The following is a 3290-nucleotide window of genomic DNA, read 5'->3' on the forward strand; positions in this document are numbered from 1 at the left end:
AGGCACTTCGAACACCGATTCGAACAGGCGCGCGCCGGCGACGATGCCCGCCGCGCAGTAAACCGCGAAGAACACCAGGATGATCGCCGCCGACACCGAGCGCAGCAGCTTGTTGCGGTCCTCGAAGCGGTGCGTGAAATAGTCCGGCAGGGTCAGGGCGTTCTGGCTGCGTTCGGTGTACAGGCGCAGCGGCGCCGCCACGTAGCGCCAGTTGGCCCAGGCGCCGATCACCAGGCCGACGGCGATCCAGGCTTCGGAAAAACCGCCGACATAGAAGGCGCCGGGCAGGCCCAGCAGCAGCCAGCCGCTCATGTCCGAGGCGCCGGCGGAAAGCGCGGTGACGAAACTGCCCAGCGAACGGCCGCCGAGGATGTAGTCGTCGAAATTCTTGGTGGAATACCAGGCCACGAAGCCGATGCCGACCATGCCAAGGATGTAGATGGCGAAGGTGATGTGCAGCGGGGACGTCCAGTCCATGGGGGCTCCTGGGAGTGCGGGTGGCCGCCTAGCTTAACGACTTCGCCACGGCCCTGCCCCTTGAACGCCGCGCCGCCCGGGGTATGCTGGGGCCCGGTTAACGTGGGTCCGACCGCCGTGCCGAACGCCAAGCGCCTCGCCTTCCTGCTGGTCTTCGTGGTGCCCGCGCTGATGCCACTGGCCGCGTGGCTGGGCGTGCTGACGGCGCGTCCGGACCTGATGGCCTGGTTCCCGCTGTTCTTCCTGTTCGTGCTGCTGCCGCTGGCCGATTACGCCCTGGGCCACGACCCGGTGAACGTGCCGGCGGGGCGCGAACGCGAACTCTCCCAAAGCCTCTGGTTCCGTGGCCTCACCCTCGCCTGCCTGCCGGTGCACCTGGCCGTGCTGGCCTGGTCGGCGCACTGGTTCGTGCACGCCGGCTTCGGTGCCGGCGGCACGGCCGGCTGGCTGCTTTCGCAGGGCCTGGTCGGCGGCATCCTGGCCATCAACACCGCGCACGAACTGATCCACAAGGACGGCCGGCTCGAACCCTTCGTCGGTGGCCTGCTGCTGGCCAGCGTCGGCTACCACGGCTTCAAGATCGAACACCTGCGCGGCCACCACGTGCACGTATCCACGCCCGAGGATGCGTCCAGCGCGCGCTTCGGGCAGTCGCTGTGGCATTTCCTGCCGCGCGCGCTGTGGCGCAATACGCTCAACGCCTGGCGGCTCGAGGCGCGGCGGCTGCGTGGGCTGGGCCTGCCGGCGCTGCACTGGCGCAATGAAATGATTGGCTGGACGCTGGTCTGGCTTGTTTTCGCGGCACTGTGCCTGGCCTGGCTGGGGCCCGTGGGCCTGGCGTTTTTCCTGCTGCAGGGTCTGTTCGCGGCGGGCTCGCTGGAAATCATCAACTACATCGAACACTACGGCCTTGAACGCCAGCGTGGCGCCGACGGCCGCTACGAACGCACCACCCACCTGCACAGCTGGAACTCCGACTACGCGCTGTCGAACCTGCTGCTGTTCCAGCTGCAGCGCCACTCCGACCACCACGCCTTCCCCAAGCGCCGCTACGCCATCCTGCGCCACCATCCCGACAGCCCGCAGCTGCCCGGTGGCTACGCGGCGATGTTCGTGCTGGCACTGGTGCCGCCGCTCTGGCATCGCGTGGTCGACCCGCGGGTCCCGCGCTGAATCCACAGACCCTGTGGACAACCCTGGGAGAACCCCTGTGGATGAAACGCCACGAGGCAGGCGGGGCGCGGGCGTCAGCCACCTTGCTCACTCCGTGACCAGGGTCGCGCGGAGAAATTTTCTCGCTGCATCGCGGGTGGTCAGTTCCGCAAGCGGCCTCTACACTCGGACCGCCCGCCCCCGGCGACTTCCGGAAGATTCCCAATGCGCAGACACCTCCTGGGCGCTGCAGCCGCTGCATTCGCAGTGTTTACCAGCACCCCCGCCCTCGCCTGCACGGAAATCGCCAGCCTGCCGGCGACGATCGATTCCCCGGGGCGCTATTGCCTGGCCTCCGACCTCTCGACGCCCGCCACGCAAGGCGCGGCCATCACCCTCGCCAGCGACGACATCCACCTGGACTGCGGCGGCCTGAAGATCGAGGGCAGCGCCGCAGCCGCGACGACCTCCGCCACCGGCATTTCGGCGGGCCAGCATGACAACGTGCAGGTCTGGCGCTGCACCGTGCAGGGCTTCCGCAAGGGCATCGTCGCGGGCACCGACGCCACGGGCGCCGACGCCCCGGTCGGCATCGTGCTGCGCTCCAACCGCCTGGTCGGCAACCATGCCGGCGGCATCGTGGTGGCCGCGCGCTCGGCCCTGGTACGCGACAACCAGGTGCTCGACACCGGCTACACCAGCACGTCCACCGAACCCGTCGTCGCCATCCGGGCCAGCGGCACCGTGGACGTGCTGTCGAACCAGGTGGACGTGCTGTGGGAGCCGGAAGACGTGTTCGCGCCGGTCATCGGCATCGCCGTCGAAGGCAGCCAGGGCGGCGTTATCGCCGACAACCAGGTGCGCGGCCTGTTCTCGCGCGTGTCGCGCGTCGGCATCCGCGTGTCCGGGCCGGGCTACGCGACGCTGCAGCGCAACTTCGTCGCCGCGCATTTCCCTTCCGCGGCCTCCAACGACATGGCCTTCGAGTGCCTGGGCGCGCTGGGCGTGCTCGACGGCAACCAGGCGGCCGCGTTCGAAACCGGCAACGCCGGCTGCCGCGACGCCGGCGGCAATACCTTCACGGAAAGCAAAGCCGCCGGCCCGGCCGCGGCCAAGCCGGGAGTCCTGCGATGAACCGCCTCGTCAAAGCCGCCGTGTCCGGATCCCTGCTGCTCTGCGCCTCGGTGGCGGGCGCGCAGGCATGCACCGTCATCGACTCCGCGCCGGTGGTGATCAGCCAGCCGGGCCACTACTGCCTGGACGCCAACCTGGCGGTGCCCTCGCTGCCCTACGGCTCGGCGATCACCGTCGAAGCCAACCACGTCACGCTGGACTGCCGCCACCACGCCATCATCGGCTCCACGGCCGAAGGCAACGGCAGCGCCCAGGGCATCGGGGCGATCCGCGGCCGCAACAGCAACAACCTCGCGGTACGGAACTGCGTCGTTCGCGGGCTGCCGGGCGGCATCACCGTCCGCACCTACGGCCTCGTGTTCGCGCCACCCCTGGGCGTGGTGATCGAAAACAACCACCTCGACGGTGGTCGCATCGGCGTGCATGCGGAAGGCGGCATCATTCGCGGCAATACGCTGGTGCGCAGCCTGTACGGCGCGATCTCCACCCAGGGCAACGTCGACATCATCGACAACACCGTCGACGGC

3 protein-coding genes and 1 pseudogene are annotated in these 3290 nt (G+C 69.1%); 3 read left to right on the forward strand and 1 reads right to left on the reverse strand.

Annotated features, from left to right (window positions below; translation table 11 throughout):
• Positions 1-477: pseudogene (locus tag AACZ35_RS13400) on the reverse strand (sodium:proline symporter); the annotation flags it as partial.
• A 102-nt stretch (positions 478-579) separates the two neighbouring features.
• Between AACZ35_RS13400 and AACZ35_RS13405 the strand changes: the two are divergent.
• From AACZ35_RS13405 to AACZ35_RS13415, 3 genes are all read left to right on the forward strand, one after another.
• Positions 580-1650 (forward strand): alkane 1-monooxygenase, encoded by a 1071-nt coding sequence (locus AACZ35_RS13405; RefSeq protein ID WP_339830127.1) that lies wholly within the window; start codon positions 580-582, stop codon positions 1648-1650.
• Between the two features lie 246 nt (positions 1651-1896).
• Positions 1897-2763 carry a hypothetical protein gene (locus AACZ35_RS13410; RefSeq protein ID WP_339830129.1) on the forward strand — a complete coding sequence of 289 codons (867 nt, stop codon included), beginning with the start codon at positions 1897-1899 and terminating at the stop codon, positions 2761-2763.
• The coding region (locus AACZ35_RS13415; RefSeq protein ID WP_339830131.1) for a hypothetical protein at positions 2760-3290 on the forward strand (531 nt) is incomplete at its 3' end. The genes AACZ35_RS13410 and AACZ35_RS13415, both read left to right, overlap by 4 nt.

This window comes from uncultured Arenimonas sp. (genome assembly GCF_963976025.1).
Lineage (GTDB): Bacteria > Pseudomonadota > Gammaproteobacteria > Xanthomonadales > Xanthomonadaceae > Arenimonas.